Source organism: Cysteiniphilum sp., assembly GCF_057495195.1.
Genome location: NZ_JBXTEF010000141.1, coordinates 1 through 23,745, shown reverse-complemented (window position 1 = coordinate 23,745; position 23,745 = coordinate 1). Strand labels below are relative to the sequence as shown.

Genomic DNA, 23,745 nt, shown 5'->3' with positions numbered 1-23,745 from the left:
AAAATTGAAATGCAAGGGCTACGCAAGTGCCTACGGCACCCTTGCATTTAATTTTTTAAGGCTTGTTGCAAAAGGTGTTATCAACACAACAATGGAGATAACACGATGACTACAACAAAAGTAAAAAAATATAGCACTTTAAAAACTTCAAAAGCAGAAAAAACAGTAAAAACAACCTATCAGGATTATGTTTTGTCAATTGCTCAAAAGATTAAAGAAAATATCAAAAAAGGCGCAGGCGTTTGGGTAGATAATTTTGATCGATCAGGCAGTCAGTTATTACCTGTTAATAGTCAATCAAAACTATATAACGGCGTTAATGTTTTACAATTATTATTTTCTCAACTTGAGAATAGCTACAAGTCTAATCAATGGTTGACGTTCAAACAAATAAATGAACTCGGTGGAAGTGTGCGTAAAGGTTAAAAATCTGAAGAAGTCTTTTTCTTTACAACTTACAAAAAAGAAGGTGTGGCAAAATCTGATTATGAATATAAAAACAATGGTCATTTAGTTAAGGTTAAAACTGGTGACAAATACGAATATACGGCTATATGCCCTAAAATGTATCGAGTTTTTAATTTAACGCAAACAACCTTAAAAGATGTTGATCATGAAATAAATACAGATAGCGGCATCGAAAGCTTGATTAATGCACACAATCCAAAAATTATTCATCATGACATTGGTCAAGCTTATTACTCACCAGAGCTAGACGAGATACGCCTACCAAGTCCAAAATATTTTAAAACTGGGGCAGACTATCAAGCCACACTTTTGCATGAGTTAGCGCATTGGACATTGCATCCAAGCAGATTAAATCGTGAAATAAATTTTTCATGCAAAAAGTCTTATGCAAAAGAAGAGTTAATTGCTGAGATCAGTAGCACTATTTTATTAAAGCATTTTGGCATTAATGGTGAGATAAAAAACCATGAAAAATATATTGAAAGTTGGCTTTCACTTTTAACAGATGATGATTACATAGAAGCTGTTAAAGGTTGTGTAAAAGTTTTTAGTTTTCTTTTGAATGTAAGTGCGCAGAATCAATATAAAGAAATTGCTTAGATTGACAAAATATAAATTTATTCAATCGCCATAAATTGAAGTGGCTTTTGGCTTTAGCGCTCATATTTTAAAAATTGGATCAATGTTTTCACCGTGTTAGCAAGTGGTAAAATCCGTCATATAATATAGTAGCACACCCCACGCTGTTAGCAGGGGCGTAATCCAAGTCGTGAAAGCCTTTATTTTCAAGGGTTAGCGTGCGAGAAGTTTTTTTGAGAAAATGAGTTGTTTTATTTTCCAATATACCGCCAAATGGCGTTGAACTTTCGGAAAAATAACCGCATCATATGTAAAATAATCATTTATGACGAATGTATGATATTTATAAATATTTGAGTATGACATTCGTCATAAACCCATATAATTAAGTAAATATGATTGATTTTATAAGTATTTATATAATACGATTGTATGGCGATTAAAATAAGCGTATGCTAATTGTATGATATGGGTTTTAAGCGGATAAAAGCTTTGAAAACGTGAATTGTATGCCATGTATATGACAGAATAGCTCAGTTTTGCGTTGATGTGTGACGAGTGTATGTCGCGACATACAAAAAAATACACTGAATTTATGAGTTTAGCTTTTGATGGCATACGATTGTATGATCATATTTGATAGAATATGGAGAAAATTAAGCGGAACTTATCCGTTAACAGCTCAATGTATGACTAACGACTTACATTAAAATACAATCGTCATATATTTATAAATGGTTGAATCAAGGGTAAAACGAGGGTGAAATGGCTAAAATATTAACAATACGAATCCCAGATTATTTGAAAGATGAGCTGGAAGAAAAAGCAAAAAAGAAAAATATTCAATTGTCTCAATATGTCAGAGACTTAATTCAAGTTGGATTAAGCGCAGATGACCCTCAAGATAATTGGGATGAATTAGAGCAAATATCTGCGATTAAATCATTGGAATCTAAGTTGATTTTGGAATCAATTTTAAAAGCCGTTTTTGATGAAAGTAAATCAAAATTTAAATCTGCAAATGAGGAATTAGAATATATCACTACACGTATTCAACAAGTTAAAAATCGTGTAGTTCATGGTAATAATGATGATATTTGAGGGTGGATATGTCTGTTAGAATTGATGTAAGAGTCGATGAAAATCTAAAAAAACGGATTGAAAATATTGCAAATGAAACTAATAAAAGCTTTCCTGATTGTGTTAGAGAATTGTTAGAAATAGGTGTTTATGTTAAGGAAAAACAGCTAAACCCAGAAGAAGATAATAAGGAAAACTGGGAGGAATTTTATCAAAATGCTGCCGTTATGACGCATGAAAACAGATTGATGCTCGAGACAGTATTAAAGATTTTATATAAAGACAATAAGCCTTTATTTGAATCATCAAGTGAAGAAATTGAGTTTATAAAAACACGTGTACAGCAAATAAAGTCACGCGTTGTTGATGGTGATATTAATGATTGACTTTATCAATCTAGTTAAAAATTTAAAATAAAATGGAGTTCGTTTTTGATAAGCAATGGTGTGACAAAAACAGAAAAACTATTACTAGCTTTATGTCAAAATGTATTCATGAAAGCATGGTGTTATGCTAACCCATATAAATCAGAAGCAAAGGAAATGTGTGATGTTTTGGCGGTTTTTGATAATCATGTATTCATTTTCTTTGATCGGGGGAATAGCGCTCTTGATAATCAAGATAATGATATAGATGTCAAATGGCGAAGATGGAAAAAAAATACAATCGAAAAACAAGTTAAAACCGCTAGTGGTGCAGAAAGATATATAAGTAGTGGTGGTAAAATATATTTTGATGATAAATGTAAACAAGAGATACCTATTAAATTATCATTAGATAATATACATATACATAAAATTATCGTGGCACATGGTGCAAAAAATCATTGTAAAACTGACTCGGAAAATAATTTATATGGCAGTTTAGCTTTAAGCTACTCAAGTACAACATGCAATGAAAATAGCGTTTATTCCAATATTCCCGATATTCCTTTCATGGTGAGAATGGATAAGAATAATCTCACACATGTCTTTGATGAGGAAAACTTAATCATGATTCTTGATGAGCTTGATACGTTTGAAGATTTTAAAATGTACATTCTTGAAAAAGAAAACGCCATCAGAAAATTAGATTGTTTAACTTACTGTGGTGAAGAAGATTTGCTGGCTCATTATTTGTTAAACTTTGATAGTGTCTCTCAAAAGCATATTATTGGATCACGAACAGGAAAGGAAAATGCTTTACATATTGGTGAAGGTGCATGGCATGAATTTTGCCAATCTAAAGCTTACAAAGAGAGAAATAAAGCCAATAAAATATCATATTTGTGGGATAAGCTTATTCAAAAGACATGCGAACATGCATTAAGAGGAGAAACCTCTGGCAATGGTGATATTTTAAAAAGTGAGTCTGCTGTTTTTGAAATGACTAAAGAATCCAGATTATCTAGAAGGGCTTTATCAAGTCATATGCAAAGAGGAATTGAGTCTTTTCCTTCTTTTGAAAATGGATTTGCTCGTTATATGAATTTTATGACATCTTTAACAAACCCTGATACTGGTTATGTTTTTTTGCAGCTATCGTATCCTAAAAATATTGATTACGATGAGTATAGAGAAAAGAGAAGAATAATTTTAGAAATAGCTTGTGGTGCAGCAAGGAACAAGTTTATAAACTTAACAAAAATTATTGGTATTGCAGTTGAACCTCCCAAGTTTTATAATACGGTTTCGGAAGACTTTTTGCTTTTGCATTGTGATAAATGGAGTGATGAACAACAAATAGCGTATCAGCAGCAAAACGAATTATTCAAATTTTTTGAGTCTGAATCATCTAAAAGTAAACAAACTTCGTTTCAAGAATTTCCCCATAATCAAAAAATTGGACGCAATCATTCGTGTCCTTGTGGTAGTGGAAAAAAGTACAAAAAATGCTGCTTACTTAAATCCTGACAATATTGATTACAATTGATTAATCTTGATAAATATAGTATATTCACTATATTATATTTAAGCATGCTTTCATATGAAAGAAGTAATATGGCTAGGCTCCACACTGGACGATCTGAAAAACTTTCCTGAGGAAGTGCGCTCTGCAATGGGTTATGCGCTGCACTTGGCACAAATAGGTGAAAAGCATCAGCATGCAAAACCACTGACAGGAAAACAATTTAGCGGCACAGCAGTGATTGAGGTAGTTGAAAACCATGATGGTGATACATATCGATGTGCTTATACGGTAAAAATTGGTGAAACACTTTATGTTTTGCATTGTTTTCAAAAGAAATCTAAGCGCGGCATATCAACACCAAAGCAAGATGTTGAAATGATACTAAAGCGTTTAAAAGAAGCAAAGCAATTGGAGATTGATCATGGCAAATGAAATTAAATATCACAAAGGCTCTGGTAATGTTTTTGATGATTTAGGCTTTAATGATCCTGTCGAAATGCAGGCAAAAGCACGGTTAGCGCTCAAAATAAGTCAGTTACTTAAAGAAGAAAAAATTACGCAAGTTAAAGCGTCAAAATTAACAGGTGTTGCACAGGGTGACTTATCAAAAATCGTCAATGGTAACTTTGCAGGCTTCACAATTGATCGCATGTTCAGCATTCTTTTGAAGCTTGGTCAGGACATTGATATCAATATTCATCCCGCTAAAAATGCTCCATCAAACATCAATTTTGCGATGGCTTAAATCGATATTTCAATATTTAACTGCTTATCAATTTCTCGATTATCAGGTAGTTTAATATCCCCTTTATCGGTACTTTTCTCGTATGATTTTGCATACTGATCTAATGGGTTTTCAGCATTAGCAATAAGCTCAGCGCTGATCTTTCTTAAGTCGTCTAGCGGACTTCCTTGTGGGTTGGGTTTATCTAATTTATAGGCTGTATCCTCAATGTATTTATCTGCAATTTGTTCGATCGTATCCTGATCTTGAATGCCCATACTCTGTGTTATATCATGAATGATTTTACTGCGTATTGTCTCACTTCCTTCTGATTTGAGCATATCGTTAAAGTCAGTTTTTACTTCATTAGGCATGCTCACAATGACATTTTTCCCTGCTTCTTCTAATTTCGTAATGGTGCTTTTAAGTGCCTTTAAGCTATCTGCATTCTTACCATCATTATCAAAACAAACAACCACATTATCATTGATTACATCAGGATTAATATTACCCATATTGCTGGCACCTGATATGGCAATAATGTGATTATCTTTACCTAATGACTCAGCGATTGAAAGACTGGTTTCAATGCCCTCTGCTATGTAGGTAATGCCCGTACTGTGTTGTGGTTTGTATAGCTCAATACCAAACCCTTTTTTATTGCCATATGATATTTTTTGCATATTGAGATCAGCTTTGACTGGATTATTCTTATCTAAGAAAATCGCTTCTACGCCCTGAAATTCACCTTTATTATCACGAAAAACGCCAACTAATGCAGGGTGCTGTTGTTGATCCTCGGGTGAGAAAACGCCTTTGTGGTAATAAAGATTATCCGCATTATAGTGCGTTTTGATTTCACGCGTTTCTTTTAAGTAGCGCTCTGCCACTGTGCCCTTGATTGGCTTTAATCCGTTATATATTTTCTGTGCATAAGGGAATGTCTTTGCCACTTCTGGTGTTTTAGGTTTAATGGGTTGAATTGCTGGAGCATCAATATCGCGTGGACTCACATTAACTATATTTGCTGCATACTCTAAGGCACTAACAAAATCCATGCCCTTTTCACGCATAATAAGTGTTAACAGGGTGCCATGATCTTTTTCATCTCCTGACCAGTCTCGCCAATGCCCTCTAAAATTACCGCTCATGGTGACTTTTAATGATCCTTTGTTGCTGCCGAAAGCCCATGTTTTATGATCTGAATAGGTTGGGTTTTTCTCACCTAGTAACATGATTAGGACATTTTCCGCATTGGCATTGAGTGCTTGCTCAATCTCATGCTTATCTAATCGTTGTTTTGATTGGTGTTGATTGCTGGTTTTTAATTTTTGTGATGAGGTGATCTTGGCTTTTGCCTTTTCTGGCGATGTTTGCGCTTTAGATTGATCTTCATTTTCTTTGCTCTCTTTATCTTCTCTATTGTCATTACCTTGGTCATAAGGTTGATTGATTGGTTGCTGCTTAATATTGGTGTCAAACAGTATGCGATCCCCTGTTTTAGATAAATCACTTTTGTCACTGATATAGGCACGTAATGTTTCTAAGGCGCTGTATTTAGCACCATCATTGTTAAACATTTTTAAAAGCAGTGCTTTATCTTCCGTTGTATAAAGACGGTAATGATCAGTAGCCCTTGAGCTGTCAACATACCAGCGCATAAGATTTGCCAAAGGACTTTTAGGATCACCAATATCAATTGTAAATTTCCGTGTTGCCCCTTGAACATTGTTAGCGGTTTTAACATAGGCGTAATCCCAGTGACAGTCTTTCATTTCTTTACCATCAAAAGTGATTTGTTTTTGTCCATTTCTGACAGTAAAGCTTTTGCTGTCAGTGTGTGTCACTGTAAACTCATCATTTGTTTGAAAGCCTTTGGCTTTATTAGTGATGCGCATCATGATTTTTTCACCTGAGGCAATGGGCATGGTTGATGATACAAACAAGCCGACTGTCTTTGGATTGATTTTGTGCGTATCAATAACTTTTAAGCTGTCGTCTTTAACATTCCTGAGTGTCACCATGTGGCTGTCTTTCGTGACGCTGTCAACCGTGTAATATTGATCTTGCCCTAATTTAACAATACGATCCCCGCCGACATAACTGCTGATATTACGCTTTTGTGTTTCGGTAATATTTAAACCACGCAAGCGAGTGAAGTTGTGGCTTTGTTTTGCCAGTGTACTATCAGCTTTTAAACCATCGCGAATATAGCGTGTTGCTTGGTCGCGTGTTTCATGAGAGTAGGCAGTTACTAGTGTATTTTCGCGTGTTTCAGGTGTGCGTGATAAATAATCATAAGCAACGGCTTTGATCATTTTGTTATGTGCTATTTCAGTATTGAGTTTTTTATCCGTTGACAGTCCCTCTCCTTTATCAGCTGTTGATATGACGTTTTGATTAAGATACGCTTCAAAGTCTTTTGATTTTAAAACCTTTTGATAGACAGAACGATTGTTGACGTATTGAATACGCTGACTGCCCTGCTGTTTTTTCATCGCCTCTAGCGATGGTTTGAGCCGACCTTCTGCAATATGCTTAACCGCTTCATGTAGGTTCTTATCTCCATGTACAACTTCATTTTGTGCATTTTTGATTTCTTTTTGACGCACAATATCTTTCATATGAGCGGTTTTAATATTGCCCGTTTGTTGCAGCATCTCAACAGGTTTTCCCTGACCCATTGAACCAATCTGCTTAACATCACCTAAAGCGGCAGCTTTTAATTTGTGCTGGTTGATAAATTTAACAAATTGCAGCATATCCTGATTGGACACCATCGAATACTCATCCAGTAAAAAGACAGTGTTTTGATATTTTTCCATTTCTTTAGATGATGCCTTAAGCACATCTTGTAACAGTGACTGAGAAGTTTGTGACTTAATTCCCTTTGCTTCAAGCTCGTGTACTGCCTGCCAGCTTGGTGCTAAGCCTAAAAATCGAAGATTGCTGGTTGCTTGCTCATTGCTTTTTTCCAGTGACTGTTGCATGTTTTTAATATCCTGAGCGCATTCAAGCATGGTGGACTTACCAACCCCAGCGTAACCATTGATGCTGACGATGCGATCTTCTGTCGTCAAAATCAAGCTAACGGCTTCTTTTTGCCCTCTTGTTAAATGGCTTTGCTGTAGAAAGCTATTTGCCTTTTTGCTATCCATTAATGGCTTGATTTGACCTTGAGAATTTCTTACTTCTTGAATGATGGATTTTTCACACTCATAGGCTTCTTTTGTGACCCAACGTGTGCCATCGCCATATTCAGCACTTAAAATATCACCCTGCGCCTTAAGTTCACCTAACTTGTGTTCAACATCCTCAGCAGTAACCACTTGATTGTATTCTTTAAGTGCATGGCAAATCGCTGTTTTCACCATGTCCTGATGTCTGAACGCTGCTTCCTTATCCGATAAATGAGAAACAGCAAAATCAACGGCACGATTAATGATTTTTTCCTGCGTCATATTAATTTTGTCGCTATAGCCATCGCGCAATGATGCTACCGCCTGATTAATGTCATGACTCAACTTATCACCAATCATGTTTTCTTTAGCTGTATTGGTTACCGTGCGATCTAATGTGGTTGAACTATTGTCTGGGGTGTTGGTTGTATTTGATTCGCTTGGAGCATTGTTGTGATAGTCATAATTTAAAACACTGCGAATACTGTTAGGGCGAATAGCGGATTTATCTAATCCTGTTTTAAGTGCGTCATAGTGGTTGCTATAAATATGTAAGTTATTTCGTGTTTTTTCTGTGAGACTCTCTAGCACTTCTTTTGATGCCATGTAACTAGGTAGCGAGACCATCACATTATGTGCTTTGTCTTTTTCCGTTTCTAAGAGAGAGTTAAGCTTATGCGCATAATCATAGCGAATATTATGCGTTGCCAACTCAGACAATCGCATTGTGATGGGTTTTGAGTTTTTACCCTCTTCAGCCGTTAAAGTAACTTTTTCCTGTTCTTTATGATCAGTTGCAGGGTGAAATTCACTGACCGTAAAGCTACCAAACAGTGTTTTCTCTGTATAACCTTTTCCTTGCTGAGTTGGCGCAATAAATAGTTTGTCACCCTCTGCCACAGGAATAACTTTTTGATCATATACTTGAATATGTGGAGCATTACTCCTTGTTGCCAGTGTGAATGAAGTAGCAGATGAAATATGAGCATTATCACCTTTACCATCCGCTGATGTGAAGTGGTTAAGAATCTTACCTACTAAGGAGTTGTTTTGATGCCCCATCTCTTTCAAGGTCAACTGATTTTTATGTATATCAATATCGGTAATTCTGGCAACTTTTGCTGCTTCATTAGGGCGTGATAATTTAATCACTTGACCTAATTTATAAGATTGCGCGGTGCGCTTTTCTGCATCACTTAAAAAGCACGGTGACAGATGTGACACTTCCTGCTCAACACGACTTAAGCTGCCATCATTTTTCATGGCTTCACGGATTGCCAGATTGAGTCCTGCAACCTCGCGCATGTTTCCACCCAGAACACGAGTCGTTTGCTGCTCATCTGGAGATAAAGCAACATACTGTTTGGCGATTTGTGCAATGCGCTCCTGGTTATCTTTGATTTCATGGAGATTAACATTTGTCTCAACAACGCCTTGATGGTGAAATTGAACCTCAGTGATATTACCCTGCTTGATCGTATCCATTACATGACCTTTGATGCGCTGGTCACTACTTGAGCCATTGACTAAAACAACTTTAGCCTGCTGGGTGGCAGCTTTTTCAATTAAGGCTTGTGCATCACTAAAGCTTAAGCGCTGTGCTTGATCAATAATCACCACCTGATTTTTAAAACTAACACTATCTCTTTGCGCATAATGTGTCGTGTGCAGGCGATTAACCTTAAATAAATCTTTAAACCAGTTAAATGTACTGTTTTCGGCATGTGTTCTTTTGATGGTGTTCAGCTCAGATAAATAACTATGGTTCGGAGCAATCATCGTCACCTGCTTGCCAGCACCTTCAGCGGCAACAAGTAACGATTCTAGCAGGGGAATCCGATCCCCTTTGACATTAATCACATTAGTTTGTTTGCCACTTTCTAAAATATCGGTAATCGCTTTTTTGTTATCGTCACTGATATTCAAGGCGCTCATTTTTTCAGCATTCACTTCACATGACATGTATTTGAATTTCTGACTAACGGTGTCCAGCAGCTTTTTTTCTTGTGCTAATGATAAGACACTGGCAATTTGGTCATTAGGGCAAGATACAGCATACCCTGATTGCAGCATGTGCTTTAATGCCTTATCTAGGTCATTGACATCTAATAAGCTGTTGCCCATAAATTTATTTAAGGCAGTTTCAATAAGACGTTCATAACGAAACGTGGTTTGTACTTCACCCAAATGCTTCATTGCCTCGGTTAAGGCATGTATTGCTTGTTGTTGTAAGCTCGCTTGTGATGGATTTATTTCAGTAACATGCTTAGTTGAGCTGTCTTTGAGTTGGTCAGGATGAAAATTAGCATCATAATCTTTGGCTTCATGTTGCCAGTTAGCCATTAACTCATCGATGTTTTTAGCTGACTTTGGACTGCGTGTTGCCAAAGTTACCACATCCATGCCAGCATGTGTTTTAATGCCCAGCTCTTGAGCTTTTTTAACAATATCCTCACGCCTTTTTGAAAATCCTTGAATTAACTCTTTAGAAAAACCTTTAATATTTATCAGTCCATTCTCCATTGACTCCACATCAAAGCCCATCGACTGAATTTCTTTGCCATAAAATGACTGATACATCGCGGTGTAATATTTCTGATCATGAAAAACACGCTCAGCCATGCCATTTATCACCCCATGCTTTTGAATCATGGTCGATGCCATTGCTCGCAATGTACCGTCTTTATCAGCACTCATATTCGGCACTAATAAATGGGTATGCACTTGCGGATCATCTTCTCTTGAGGTGGCATGACGAATAGCAGCAATACACATGTTACCCGTGTTTTCAAACACTTGCCCCTCTTCTGTTGAAATACGCACCTGTGCGGTGTGTTTTTCAATAGCTTTAGCCACTTTAACAATGGCTCTGTCATGAGCCTCAATAAAGCGATAATCACCATAAATATATGCCATCAATGAAGCGCTTTTGGGTGCCGAAAAAGTAAAATCCCAACCTGTGCGATGTCCTCGTCCATGATCCGACACTTTTTGCCCGCCATCAGGTGATTCGCCTGACAGAATTTTGGTCAGCGTTTCAACATCAACGGCTTTGCCTGCCAGTCCAAACTGCTCAGCCAGTTTACCCATCCAAAGCGCACTATTTTCTAACCCCTTTTCTTTTTCGGATAAATAATAGTTTTTCTCGTCTTTGGTATAATACTCAGCCGCACCTTTCGCTGATTGCTTAATTGCTGAAATCGAGATCATGCTCTGCCCTCTTAACTGTTTTGATCATCGTTGACTTATCTTCTATTCTTCTATTCTTTTTTACTTTTTTTGCTTTTCATGACTGATTTAATCTTCTTTTAATTTTTGCTCTGCTATACTTTACATCAGATGTGGTAGTCGGCTTTAATTTCCTCCCCTCCCTTCCCCTCGTAAGCCACTGCCACATAAATTACTTCACACTTAGCTACCAGCGTTAAAGCTAAAAATTCGTAAAGATTTCAAAAATTGATTGCTATGCAATCAAAATAACGCCTGTGCTAAAGGGTGAAATGTGTTAATTTTTTTTGTATTTACTAATTTTTGGCATAGGAAGCCCAACCCATTCAATGATGGTTTTATCAACTTATTCGAGTTACTTTAGCGCTTGAATCTCATTTTTCTTATTAGCATGAACAAAAGAACCAAACTAATAATCATGATGGCACTATGCTCATATAAATTAAGTATGTCTTTAAGAGTGTCTTGATGCATAAAACTCAAGACAACTGTAAATAGAAAGCTTACCAATAAACTAAGATAACTGGCTTGAAGCAATGATTTTTTTACGATAATGTTTTTCATATAATGACCTTTTAAATGTATCTATGTATCGTTATGGATGACTTCATCAAAAAATTAATCATCAATATGCTGATTGGGCTTACTGTTGTTTCTATAGGTTCAATCGTATTGCCATTACATATCAGCATTTCTTCGTTTCTTATGAGCGTTGCTGCAATTACACTGTTTTTGTTTTTTATCAATCCATTTAGTCATTAATAAGCAATGCGCTTGCACTAACCACTAAGATAAACGTATAAAAAACGACTCCAATAAGATTTATATCTCTTGCTTCTTTTTCTCCAAGACTAAAAAAGTCAACCGCAGAATAAAACATCACAGCAGAGACAAATAATGATGTCCTTAACATTGCGCCTAGCATCGACTGGTTGACTGGTGCGCCTGAAAACAAAGAATATAAGCAAATGATAAACATCATATTAACTAACACTGCAACCACATAAAGTGTCAAAACAATGGCGACTCGCTTTACTTTTTCCGTTGATAGTATGCCCATTTCTAAGCTCCAAATATGCCCGCAATCTCTTTTGTTGTTTCACTCACTAAGGTTGGCTTGGCATCTTTAAAGTCCAAGTTGACTTGATCAGCAACACTAGCAATGCGCGTACGATAGCGTAGCCAGTCTGTTTTTTGCGTATAGCTTTGCTTAACGGTTGTTGAGGTGCCTTGTGCTAAATTACCCTGTGTTGTTTCCGTCACACCTGCTGTGCGCACTGAAACTTGAACATCGGTAATCATGGAATACGTCACATCCTCAACCATCTGATCAGCAACCCAACCAATTGCGCCTGTTGCCGCACCAACGCCCAATCCCGCGGCAACACTATCAGTAGCTAATCCAACAGCAACACCTGTAAAACCACCAACAATTGCATTGCCAAAGCCACTACTCATCGATTGCCATACGGCTTGCTGGTTTGGTGCTGTACCAACTTGAAGTACATTGACCTGCACCATGTCATGCGCCTGATCAACATCATTCACAACTTGCCACCCCTGACCTGTTAATGAAGCAACAAGAGCATCTTTTAAATTAACATCCTGCCCTGAGGTATCTCTTACCTGCACATAGATGGTTTTATCTTTCTGGCTAACAGGATCAAGGAAAATGGTTTGACTCATTTTTGATTCTGTCTCTAAATTGCGATGTTTGATTGCCGTACTAATGGCTGAGCATCCTGCCAGTTGGCTGCCAATAAATGCAGCACAACCTATTACGGCTAATTGACGTAGTAGCTTAGGCTTTTTGAGTGTTGATCCTTTCGCCTGATTGATACCGTTTACATCATTTGTTTTTACGCCCATCTGTTCTCTCCTTTGTGCGTTGATTGGTTTTGGTTAAAGTTTTCGCTGTAGTTGTTTACAGCAAATCATCAAAATAATTTTCATCGAGTTCAGCTAACTGACTGACCTCTTGCGCTTTCTTCTGATCAATCACCTGTTCTTGGGTTTTCAAACTATCTGTATCCCTTTTATTTTCTGGGCTACCTTGAGATTTTGATTTTGCTATGCTGTCCTTTTTGTCTTTCTTATGCTGATTACCATGATGTTCGGCTATTGCATTTCCAGCATCGACAAATGCTAATGACTCACCACCACCGTCACCTGATCCATCTGAATCACCTTCTGTCTCATCTCTCTTGTCTTCCTTATCTTTTTTATCTTTTTTATCTTTCTTGTTTTTTCTGCTTCTCTTATCTGCGACATTGCGATCTGCTGTAGAGATTTGATTGTTTTCGATAGATGAATTTTCTGTTGAATTATCATCATCTATGCCATTAGCATTCAATTCATCACTATCGATGCTTGATGCGCTTTCCTGTATTTTCTGAGCTTTGCGAGCTAGCTTTTGACGATCAAAGGTTTCAAGAGCATTGATATGGCGATCAACATCACCTTTTAAGTCATCATGGCTATCGCTTAATACACTGTTAAGATTATTTAAAGTGTCCTGATCCAATGCTTTGAGATTGCCATACATAGCGTCCCCCGCTAACAAATCAATTTTTTGCATTTTGCTCATCGACTCTTGTGACATATTTCGCGGCATAAACCCTTTGGCTTGCAATGGAAGCTGATCAATCTCAAGCTTAAGTTTAGTGACAGGATAAGAACCACCAATACGCAAATAGCATTGGCGCTTATCTAACTGCATAATTTGCGCAGGACTTACAAGCCTTCTGGTAACGGATTGAGTACCCATTGAAACACCATCACGAATAGTATTAGCTCCAATAGAATATTGCTCAGTTGAGCGCTCAATTTCCTGTTCCCCTAGCTCTTTGGAGGATATTTCTGCCATCTGTGATGAGGGTGAGCGAAAGAAAAAGCGGGTATTTAATAAGTCAAAAATGGTTTCGGCATAATCGGTGCCATAGGTTTTACGTAGCTGCGCATATGACTGCAAGCCAATCACAAAGCAACCACCAAACTTTCTAACCTCTGCAATCGTCTCAGGTAAATTTGGAATAGCATGTAAAGAGGGTGCCTCATCAATAATAAACCAAATACGTCTATGCTCATCAGGCTCCATTTCGAGTAAGGCTAATGAGGCAATCGTAAGCCACACAGAAATTAATGGTCGCATTGACGCATGCTGTCTAGTGTTAGACGTTAAGAATAACCATGAACCACGATTAGCTGCTTCATCATGAATCCAATTGCGAATAGAAAAGGCTTGAGTGTTTTTTTCTTCAATATCAGCCAAGAATCGCAATGACTTAACATACGTTGCTAAAATAGACTTGATGGAAATTGCGGTTTTCTGGGCTTTTGTACTGACCAAGGTTGCTGAATCCGTGCCTTCTAAGTAACTGGATATATCTTCAAGCGTTGAGGTTAAAAGCATTGATAATAGCTTATACGTTGAGCGTGATTTATCTGATTGCATCTTGCTTGCAGTAGAAACAAAAATACTTCTAGCAGCATTAACCCAAAAAGGATCAGCCTGCCCATGCATTGGGATTAAGGCATCGGCAATATTTTGATAGTCCGTAATGTCTTCACAATCTGCCCATGTGTTCCATGCTACACTTCTTTGATCAAATGGATTCAACAAATGATCAACCCCTTCACGATAAAAAAATGGCGCAAGGGAGCATCCTTTATCATAAATAACTGCTCGATCTCCCTGCTGGCGCACGTAACTTAAAAACTTCATCAACAAGACTGTCTTACCCATCCCTGTGGTGCCATCAATCAAGGTTTGATATAGCTCAAAGTTTTTGGGTAATACACGATGGCGATCAATTGCCATTAGTGATTGATCTTGGTTTTTTGAAAGTGCCTTGGCTAATACCTTAGGAGAGTCTAGCTCCATTCCGCGATCAAATTTATCAGTTGTACGATCTTTGCCAACTTTGCGCAAACCAATGGTTGCCAAATAAGTGCATAGCACCGACAGAAAAACACCGATGACCGCAAAAGTCACAATCAACCACCAAAAACTGGCAACCTCTTCTTTAAACCATAGATCATTAACAACACTGCTGGCATTTTGTGATCCCCAGTTACCCTGATACCAAACCCAAATTAGTGACTGTCCACGATGAAAAGCCGTTAACGCATGTGCTTTATAAAAACCAAATACGGCTGTGATCATCGTCTTATTCATTGTCAGCACAAAACCAATCACCATCACCAATACAAAAATAGCAATGCCGATCTTAAAAACCTTGCCACTGGCTTGTGATAACATCCGCAAATTATGGAAGGTAATCTGCGCCCCACGAGTGAAGTGTGCCTGTTTATTTTTCTTTGTTAAATTTTTACTAGACATGCTATAATACCTCTTGACGACAAGTGTTGATGCGTAAAGGAGTGACGAAAATGGATGCACAAACTAAAGCCAAATTTCGGAAGATGATTCTCGAAGATGCAGACTTTGCCCAAAAAGTCTTTAAGGACAAGGATTTGTACCAAGCAATATATGGTGATGATCCTGCTAATACCATAGCAGATGTAAGTGATAGCTGGCAATCTGATCCTAAGTATTTGAAAGATACAAAAGGATTTTTTACGCCTGTATTAAAATCTCTTAACAAAGAAGCACGACCACTCATGTTAGGTTCGTGGATGTTTATGGCTTTATTTGTTGTTTTTAACATTTTGTGGTTTATGACCGATACATTGGCAACCAAAAACAATAGCATCGTATTCTTTGGTTTAAGTATTGCATCAATTATTACAGCAATAGTCTTGCAACAATTAGCCGCCAACAAAGAATCCATACCAATGTACCGCGCGTTTAAAGAACAGTGGTTAAAACAATTTAGCAATAAATAGCACATTATTTTTTATCTCCTTTACCGCCGAATAAATTACTCCACGCCTCTTGCGCAATTTTTCCATTCTCCTCAGCAGCGCTTGCATTAAGCTTGCTTATATCTGGAGATTGGGGTTTATTATTTGTCACTCCAGAAACTAAACTTTCACTTTGTGGCAACACTCCATCTTGCTGTAATGAATCTTTGATCGATTGATTGCGCGCATGTGCAGACTCTTTAAGTCCTACGCCTTTTTTATGCACCTGAGATGTACCATAATTTAGTGACTGTTGAGATTGTGCAACTTGCTGATCATAGGTGTTTTGATCGAACTTAATGCCTTTATCACTTGCTTTTTCATACAATGCAGAGCCACCTTGCGCATGATTATCTTTTAACGTATCTGTGTGATACGCCGCATTGCCATTAGTGTTTTGCGCACTAAAATCAAGGTTTGATTTATTTTGAGCATTCGCATTATCAATTTGATTGTTGCCAAATGTATTTGCCCCGATGCCAAACTCTCTATTGAAGTCAGCAACTTTCTCATTCACAAAGTCCTGCTGTGTTGATTGATGAATCGCCGCATTTGCAGGAGAGCTGTCATTTAATATATCTGCATAATGCTGCGGGAAGCGATCTTTGAGCATATTGACATAATCAAAGTTAGCATTTTCATTGATAGAAGCACTATTGGTTTTTGCTTGCGACAATGCCGTTGATAGGCTTTTTTCACGCGCTTCATCTGCACTAACCTGACGTGAATAATCTTGTGTCTGACGATAGTCATCACTAAAGTTATGTAGTACAGCGCCTGTTCTTGAGCTACTATCTGTTACTGTGCTATTAGTAGCAATGCTGCTCATTGTATTCATGCTGTCTGAGTAAGATTTCATTAATGATTCAGCTTCTTGTAACTGTTTTGAATTCATAGATGAATCAGAGTGAGACCATTCATTACTATGAGTACCACCAGCCTCAACAGAAGCATAGGCATTTACTGGCTCCACTAATCTGAATAGTTCTGGGATTTCAGTTTTAACACCACCTTTGGCAGACTGGTAAAGACTTTTAAGTGATTTTGAAGCATCATCATGCGACATTCCTGTATTCTTCATCACCTGATCAACCACATTCTGATTTTCCTGATACGCTTTAGTAAAGGCAGCCTGCTGTGATTCGCTCATTTGAATACCTTGCGTCTGACCATGAGAAATATTATCTCCCAACTGATACAAGTCATTAGTGGTTCTGGCACTTGACATACCTAAGCTATTTCGATCAGAAAGCGTTGCTTTGTGTGCATCTGCTAATGAATGTTGTAGGCTGTCACTAATACTTTGCGAGACGTTAATACCAGAACGCAGATTCGAGTTTGGTTGATCAACACTGATTTGACCATTGGCAAACTGTGTCACTGTTGCCCCATCACCACGTTGATAGCTGGCAGAATTAAAGCGATCCATTGGCGCAAGATCGTGCTTATTCGCTGTAATTGAATCCCATGTATGATTACCAACTTGAGATGAGTTCAAGCTTAACGAGCCATCTGTCCATTGATGAGCCGCAGCAGAGACCCCGCTATTAGCTAATGCGCCTAATCGCTCAGACATACTCACCATCCCTTGAGCAAGCCCTCTGACGATAATGTAGGTTAAGAATGTCGTTAAAGACATCAAATATCCCGCGATTGATGCCATCTGCGTGTGTTTTGCTGCAATGGGATTAATATTCGATAAAGTAATCCCCTGATAAATAGAGCCATAGGTGTTGCCGCTACTAGCAAGCTCGGAGAGCATTAAGTAATGCAATACCGTATAGGTCACAGGTAGCGAGCATAAGAAAATCAATCCAATGATATACTCTTTAAGTACCTTCAACCCCATATCTGGGATAAAAGAAAAGATGACAAAAAACGGAAACATTGCCAACAAAAAGGTAAACAAAATGCTTTGCATTTCAGGCAAGTTAACCTCTGCTAATTGCCCCATTGTAAGATAGCTTGCTGTTTCTTGTTTCTGCGCTTGAGAAACAGCGTAATTTAAGGCTGCACTGGCATCACTTTCAGCCGCCGCCGCTTTAAGCCCCTGCTTGAGTGAATTAATTGCCATGTTCTGCACTAAGTCCTGCTGTGCTGAGTTAGACATCCCAAACATATAATTGTATGTATTACTTACTAGCGTTTTAATGTTGTCCTGCAATTGCTGGCGTTTTGGATAATAGGTTTTACCAAGGAAATCCAAGCTTTCATTTGCCTGCGCTTCAAATTTTGCTTTAAGCTTAGGTAGTGCCTGCTGACAAGTATTGAAATTACTATCAATATAAATGCCTCGTAAAGGCGATGGATTATGATTCGCTAAAAAACTAAATATATCAGGGGCGTTTGCCAGTTGACTCATCGTGTATTTATTCGGATTAACACGTGCTAAAGCAATATCAGGTAAAATACATTGCGCTGTGTAACGATCCCATAGTGCCATTGTGTTCGCATCTGGCATCTGCGCCTGCAAGGTTGTTTGCACCAGTTGAGAGCCAAATAAGAACCCTGTTTTAGTATACTCCTGATCATTTGGCGCATGATAAACGTCACTAATGAATTGTGATAGACCGTAGCTGATCGTAGATAATTCACTGGCGATTACACCTAAAGCTAAAGGCACATTGTCAACTTGTTGAAAGCTCGTGTTATCTGATAAATCAATGACCATCACATCTGTCTTTGGCACAATACAAAGCGCCATCACAACAACATAGGTGATTGCCCAGTTAAACATGATTTGGTAGTTGCCTGTTGCGAGCATTTTCATCGCTAATAAAACAATCCCGACCAACCCAAAAATACTGATTAGCTCAAGATAATTATTATCCCCTGCAAACATTGCAACGGCATTGAGCATATCAGCAGTGCTATGCGCCCCTGCAAAAACATAAATAGGTACAGTTGCCATCTTCTCTTTCCTTCCTACTGATTATTGGTGTTAAACATCATGTTTTGCTGAGTTTGCGCTGCTAATTGCCCTTGCCCCATTTTCTCTAAGGTGATGGTTTTAGAAAGTAGCGCTTCCTGTGTTTGGATTTCTTGATAGCTTTGCAGTGACATTGTTCTGACTTTGGTTTCAGCCAAGGCAATACTATCTTCAATGGTTTTCTTGGCAGCATCAGTTGCCTGAGACATCGCAACAGCAGTCTGCACCTGATCCAGTGCTTGCTGTAAGAAGTTGCTTAGCAAAGATTGCGCAATAATCTCTGCATAGGTGTTTAAATCATTCATATCGACAATACCTGCCTGATACTCATCTTGAATCATCTTCAATACAGGCATGCCAGCTAGACCTATAAAGCTTTGTTCTTCAGCGGTTAAAGCCGTATCATTGAGTGCGGTCTGCTTTAACTGATTAAGGTATTTGGTCACTTGAACGACTAACCCACTGGAAGCAGGAATATTAATCGGTGTTGCTCCTTGAGAGGGTGTTCTTATATGCAAACAGTCATGCATATCATCGCATACATACACAGGCACTTTACCACCATACAACAGCGCTTGAATCATGGATTCACTGACCATTGTGCTGCAAGGGTACGCGCTGCCATTTTGATCGAAGACAACGGTGCCTGATATTGACATATACGCCTCACGCAACTCATCATCATGTGCTAAAAAGTCATACCCTTCTAAAAGCTGCCAAACAACATTGGTATTTTTCATAACGCGCTTTTGTGTATCGGCATTGTTTTTAGCGTTATTTAAGCCATCATCCCCTTGACCACCTGCGCCACAACCTTGTCGAGAAGCTGCCCAGTCAGCAAACATATTGCCCGCTCCTGAATTGGCTTCCTGACAAATTTGGCGTTGTGCAGCCGTATTCTTCGGCCACATCCCGCCAACTAAGCTCTGCGCCATCTGACATGAACTGAAATTCAAGTTGTTAATGTCGTTAGCCCATTTTGTGAGCTTTTCCATTTCTCGTTGCAAGGTCGGTGACACACTTTGCATTGCCAGATCAATTGCCACAGGGATGGCATCTTGCAAAATCTCCTGACCAAATTGCACAAGCTTTTGAGAATTAATAAAAGAAAATGCGCCCATATAGGCATCAATACCGCCACACCCTGCTTTAAGGCTTGGCAGATGAATACCAATGGGCTGAATGGTACGATCTTTGGCACGAACCATCAATGAGCCACCATTTAAATAGCCTGCTTGCTGTCCTTGATAAACACTAGGTGTTGTTGTGTTTGATGAGTAACCTACTGAATTAAAATAGCTGTCTAACTCACCATTTAATCCCGCAAAAGCTGGATGGCATAAACCCACAGTAAGTCCAATAGCTAAACCCAAAATGATTGCCAATTGCTTAATATAATATATAAATCGTTTAGACTGCATTACAACGAACATCATAAACCTTCCTCTTGAATCATTTTTTTAACTTGCAATAAACGATCTTTTAAGATGGCATAAGGCATCTCGCCCACACTGACAGGAATACCTGTTAAATTGCTTTTTTTAACTATAAACAAAGCAGGGTACTCAATAGGATCATTACCAAAAAAATCATGAATTGTTTGCTGATCGGGTGGTAGTGGATTAGGGTAGCTTGGTAGTCCTGAACCATCTAAGGTGTAGTCATACACTTTAAAATGATAGTCATGGGTAAATTGCTTTAAGGTTGGCATAAAGCGCTTACAGTGAGGGCAGGTTGAAGAGAAAAACACGACTAATACCCATTGCTGCTCAATGGGATAAAAAGGATTGCTTTGCGCATTTGCCTCTTGTTTATCTCCCACTATACCGAATGAATTAGGGTTTGACCCATTAACACTGCTCGCTAACACACCACTTACAGTTGAGTTGCTTTGTTGATTCTTAGACTGTTTCTCTGCAATAATCTTTGCCATTAAATCAGCAGGGTGTTGCGCAAAACTGATCTGACATGAAATCATTAACATCAGTAAAGACAGCGCATAAACAGGCAACGATTGGACTGCTTTCTTCAACAAGCTCAAAGGTATTAACAAATAGGTTGTAGTTATTGTTCTAATCATTGAAAACATCCTCTGTACTGTAGTTTGTACCAATCATATAAAGCATCTCTAACAGCTCATTCGTTGAGATATAGCCATAAGCAACGGGTTGCGCAGTACCTGCAACAGGATTCACCAGTACAATGGCAGGGAAAACCGTGACACCGAACTTGTGCGCAAGGTTAAGGTTACTTACGGGATGATTGCTGTTATCTTTGATAGCAGATAAAGTCTGGTTGGTTAATGGCATCCCTTTGAATGTGAAGCCATAATCAGTGGCAAATTGTGCAATACTTGGGGCTAACGATTCCGCATTTTGATCGGCTGCATCATAGAAAAACAGCATTGCATGAGTTTTTGCTATCTCACGCGTCATTTGCTTTTGTTTATCTAAATGACGAATGTTGGCAATCTGTCTGGCATTGGACTCCGTTGGGTTGCTTGCCCGATAGGATAACTCAGGATGTGCTAATAACATCTTCACACGCGCCAAAGCTGCACGCTGCCCCATCTTCTCAACGGCAATAATTGATTTCTGCCACGCAATCGTATTATCCTGTGTAGGGTTTAATAAATAGCGATTCTGAATTTCTGCGAAGCTTTTTCGTAAATCTTCCATTGCCGTGGTGTAAGGGTAAGGGTCAGTTTTTTTGCTACTGACTTTACCATTGCCACTATGCGCTTTTTCAATGACTGCTTTAAGGGCAGGATCAGGAATAATCTCTGAATAAAACTGCCAGCCTTGATTGTTGTGTCCCTCTTGAATAATCACCTCTTGCGCCACAGCAGGCTTGCTGAGGACAATACATATCGTCAAAGCAATCAATTGGCACGCAAATTGTCTGTTTTTTATTTTACCCACTTTACGGGTATCTTTGATGATCATTATACTCCCCCGCCATGCTTTTGATTCGATTGAGTAAGCTTGTCTTTTTGATTCTTTCTACCCGCTCGACTTGATGAATTATGAGATGAATTGATCTGCTGTGATCTCCATGTTTTTGTTCTGTTGTAGATGCTAATAAGCAGCGTATAAATCAGAAAAATCACGACACAAACAACCACTAAACCACTAGAATCAGTATCTCTAGCTGGCGCATTAAATGGAGATTCACCGCTTGCCTTACCACTATGATTAAGTATCTGATGATTGGCAGTTAAATTATCATTGGACGAAGCTAAGCCAATGTTTTGATCAACAACACTCATTGGATGACCCCACCTGATTGCTCATGTTCTTTTAGATAATCAACTTTGTTTTTAGTATCTTCAGTTGACTGCCCTGCTTGTGGCAGATTCATGTTGTTGATGATGTCTTGAGAAACATTAGAGAAGTCAATTTTATTAAAATCAATCTTCTGCAATTCATCTGGTGTCACACCTAAGCATTGTGTTGATTTGGGATCACCGAAACTATGATGAAGCTGCCCAATCACGCCTTGCTTAATAATATCAACCACTAACAAGCTGTCATAAGTACACGACACATAAGCATGTGAGGTACAAGGATGCTTTAGCTTACTTGAACAATAACTACCAACATCTACTGTCCAGCCTTTACGCTTTAAGTCTGCTAAGTGTTTTTCATCATCTGAGCATTTAAGCACTTTTTCAGCCCAACCATCTAAACTACAACAATCATAAGCATCACCAATTGCTTTATGACAAGACATCGGTTTACCTTGAAAAATCTGCATCGTATCTTTATTAAAATGATCCGCAGCAGCTTGTGCGGCTGCCATTGCTGCGGCAGCTTGACCGAAATCCTGCCCTGTTGAATTGGTGGGTTTTGCATTATAACAATCACCGTCCATACAGAATTTTGGTGTGCCACAACTAAATGGTTTCTGATCACAATGCTTGACAGGACAACTGTAATCGTAATGATATTTCACACAAACACCTGCAATCTGCGCTATGCACTGTTGTGATTGATAATTGCAGTTATCCATCGTAGTGCAGGTGTCTACAGCAGGGGTTATCTGGCAGGTATAATTTTGCTGATACTGCCAGCAATCAGAATAAACAGGGACACCGTCTACATAACGCGTACCCCCCTGCTGCACACATGTCTGTCCTGTATAAGTGCATCCTTGAGGCACACCCTCAGCATAAGCACCTGCATGACTACCTAAACCCACAAGCAACAATAGTAATAACGACCCTTTCATTATTAATAACTCCTTCTCAAAAAAACCTTAAAGTTAAACCTTCCTCACCTTCTTCAACGCTACGGACAAATCGTATCCGACCATGTAATGTAGCTTTCTTTTTTCTCATAGCCTGGAATCTCAATCACACCGTTATAGGCAATCGTCATATCAGGCACATAGGCATATTCTCTACCGTCTGCTGATAACTGACCTTGTTGACCTTGTGTGACTTGAATGTTTAAGTTTGGGTAAGCAAAAGATATTGGGTTTTGTGGTTTTATAAAAAAAGCACTTCTTGTACCATAATTTGCATCTATGGTAGATGCTATTGGTGGAATATGTACCCAATAATGCCCACCCCAATTACCATGTGATGTAATATAAAATGATTTTAATATACCTGTGGTTGGAAAGGTAAAGTGCGCCCCTGAATGATACGCCTCTGATCGCCAGTCTGTCTTACCCGTACCGCTAAACGGAATATATTGCGCAGGCACTTGTATGATACGCGTGTGCGGTATTGCCGTTTTATTACAATGAATGGTTGCAGGAATGGTTTTCTCACAGCTTTTAGGCTCAAAAACAAAGTG

General features: G+C 38.5%; 19 protein-coding genes. 8 read left to right on the top strand and 11 right to left on the bottom strand.

The features are described 5' to 3' along the window. Window positions 1–105: 105 nt before the first annotated feature. The 7 genes from ACY10D_RS11805 to ACY10D_RS11775 all read left to right on the top strand — a co-directional run bounded on the left by ACY10D_RS11805 (window position 106) and on the right by ACY10D_RS11775 (window position 4,762). On the top strand, window positions 106–426 hold the full coding sequence (locus ACY10D_RS11805) for an ArdC-like ssDNA-binding domain-containing protein (protein ID WP_487000926.1): 321 nt from the start codon (window positions 106–108) through the stop codon (window positions 424–426). Between the two features lie 45 nt (window positions 427–471). After that, window positions 472–1,068, top strand: coding sequence for a zincin-like metallopeptidase domain-containing protein (locus tag ACY10D_RS11800; RefSeq protein ID WP_487000925.1), 597 nt, complete (start codon window positions 472–474; stop codon window positions 1,066–1,068). Between the two features lie 744 nt (window positions 1,069–1,812). After that, window positions 1,813–2,148 (top strand): hypothetical protein, encoded by a 336-nt coding sequence (locus ACY10D_RS11795; RefSeq protein WP_487000924.1) that lies wholly within the window; start codon window positions 1,813–1,815, stop codon window positions 2,146–2,148. Between the two features lie 8 nt (window positions 2,149–2,156). Beyond that, a complete protein-coding gene (locus ACY10D_RS11790) occupies window positions 2,157–2,513 on the top strand; it encodes a hypothetical protein (RefSeq protein ID WP_487000923.1) in 357 nt (118 codons plus the stop codon). Window positions 2,514–2,573: 60 nt separating this feature from the next. Beyond that, complete coding sequence (locus ACY10D_RS11785) at window positions 2,574–4,019, top strand: SEC-C metal-binding domain-containing protein (protein WP_487000922.1); 1,446 nt, start codon at window positions 2,574–2,576, stop codon at window positions 4,017–4,019. A gap of 73 nt (window positions 4,020–4,092) precedes the next feature. Beyond that, window positions 4,093–4,449 (top strand): type II toxin-antitoxin system RelE/ParE family toxin, encoded by a 357-nt coding sequence (locus ACY10D_RS11780; RefSeq protein ID WP_487000921.1) that lies wholly within the window; start codon window positions 4,093–4,095, stop codon window positions 4,447–4,449. Then, complete coding sequence (locus ACY10D_RS11775; protein ID WP_487000920.1) at window positions 4,439–4,762, top strand: helix-turn-helix domain-containing protein; 324 nt, start codon at window positions 4,439–4,441, stop codon at window positions 4,760–4,762. The genes ACY10D_RS11780 and ACY10D_RS11775 overlap by 11 nt, the downstream gene beginning before the upstream one ends. Here ACY10D_RS11775 and traI read toward each other — a convergent pair. From traI to traD, 4 genes are all read right to left on the bottom strand, one after another. Further along, a complete protein-coding gene (traI, locus tag ACY10D_RS11770; RefSeq protein ID WP_487000919.1) occupies window positions 4,759–11,130 on the bottom strand; it encodes a conjugative transfer relaxase/helicase TraI in 6,372 nt (2,123 codons plus the stop codon). The two genes, ACY10D_RS11775 and traI, sit on opposite strands and share 4 nt — an antisense overlap. A gap of 769 nt (window positions 11,131–11,899) precedes the next feature. Beyond that, complete coding sequence (locus tag ACY10D_RS11765) at window positions 11,900–12,208, bottom strand: hypothetical protein (protein WP_487000918.1); 309 nt, start codon at window positions 12,206–12,208, stop codon at window positions 11,900–11,902. Window positions 12,209–12,210: 2 nt separating this feature from the next. After that, complete coding sequence (locus tag ACY10D_RS11760; RefSeq protein ID WP_487000917.1) at window positions 12,211–13,017, bottom strand: complement resistance protein TraT; 807 nt, start codon at window positions 13,015–13,017, stop codon at window positions 12,211–12,213. A 55-nt stretch (window positions 13,018–13,072) separates the two neighbouring features. Continuing rightward, window positions 13,073–15,490 (bottom strand): type IV conjugative transfer system coupling protein TraD, encoded by a 2,418-nt coding sequence (gene traD, locus ACY10D_RS11755; protein ID WP_487000916.1) that lies wholly within the window; start codon window positions 15,488–15,490, stop codon window positions 13,073–13,075. A 50-nt stretch (window positions 15,491–15,540) separates the two neighbouring features. On the opposite strand from traD, the gene ACY10D_RS11750 reads away from it, so the two are divergent. Continuing rightward, window positions 15,541–15,996, top strand: a complete 456-nt coding sequence (locus ACY10D_RS11750) for a hypothetical protein (RefSeq protein WP_487000915.1) — start codon at window positions 15,541–15,543, stop codon at window positions 15,994–15,996. Between the two features lie 4 nt (window positions 15,997–16,000). On the opposite strand, the gene ACY10D_RS11745 is transcribed toward ACY10D_RS11750, so the two are convergent. The 7 genes from ACY10D_RS11745 to ACY10D_RS11715 all read right to left on the bottom strand — a co-directional run. Beyond that, window positions 16,001–18,925: a conjugal transfer protein TraG N-terminal domain-containing protein gene (locus tag ACY10D_RS11745; protein ID WP_487000914.1), complete on the bottom strand. Its 2,925-nt coding sequence runs from the start codon at window positions 18,923–18,925 to the stop codon at window positions 16,001–16,003. Between the two features lie 14 nt (window positions 18,926–18,939). After that, window positions 18,940–20,379 (bottom strand): conjugal transfer protein TraH, encoded by a 1,440-nt coding sequence (locus ACY10D_RS11740; RefSeq protein ID WP_487000913.1) that lies wholly within the window; start codon window positions 20,377–20,379, stop codon window positions 18,940–18,942. Continuing rightward, complete coding sequence (gene traF, locus ACY10D_RS11735) at window positions 20,376–21,023, bottom strand: conjugal transfer protein TraF (RefSeq protein WP_487000912.1); 648 nt, start codon at window positions 21,021–21,023, stop codon at window positions 20,376–20,378. The genes ACY10D_RS11740 and traF (ACY10D_RS11735) overlap by 4 nt, the downstream gene beginning before the upstream one ends. Further along, a complete protein-coding gene (gene traF / locus ACY10D_RS11730) occupies window positions 21,016–21,888 on the bottom strand; it encodes a conjugal transfer protein TraF (protein ID WP_487000911.1) in 873 nt (290 codons plus the stop codon). The genes traF (ACY10D_RS11735) and traF (ACY10D_RS11730) overlap by 8 nt, the downstream gene beginning before the upstream one ends. Next, on the bottom strand, window positions 21,888–22,211 hold the full coding sequence (locus ACY10D_RS11725) for a hypothetical protein (protein WP_487000910.1): 324 nt from the start codon (window positions 22,209–22,211) through the stop codon (window positions 21,888–21,890). The genes traF (ACY10D_RS11730) and ACY10D_RS11725 overlap by 1 nt, the downstream gene beginning before the upstream one ends. Beyond that, on the bottom strand, window positions 22,208–23,173 hold the full coding sequence (gene traN, locus ACY10D_RS11720) for a conjugal transfer protein TraN (protein WP_487000909.1): 966 nt from the start codon (window positions 23,171–23,173) through the stop codon (window positions 22,208–22,210). Before traN ends, ACY10D_RS11725 begins: the two co-directional genes overlap by 4 nt. Window positions 23,174–23,232: 59 nt before the next feature. Beyond that, window positions 23,233–23,745: hypothetical protein (locus ACY10D_RS11715; RefSeq protein WP_487000908.1), on the bottom strand; the 513-nt coding region annotated here is incomplete at its 5' end.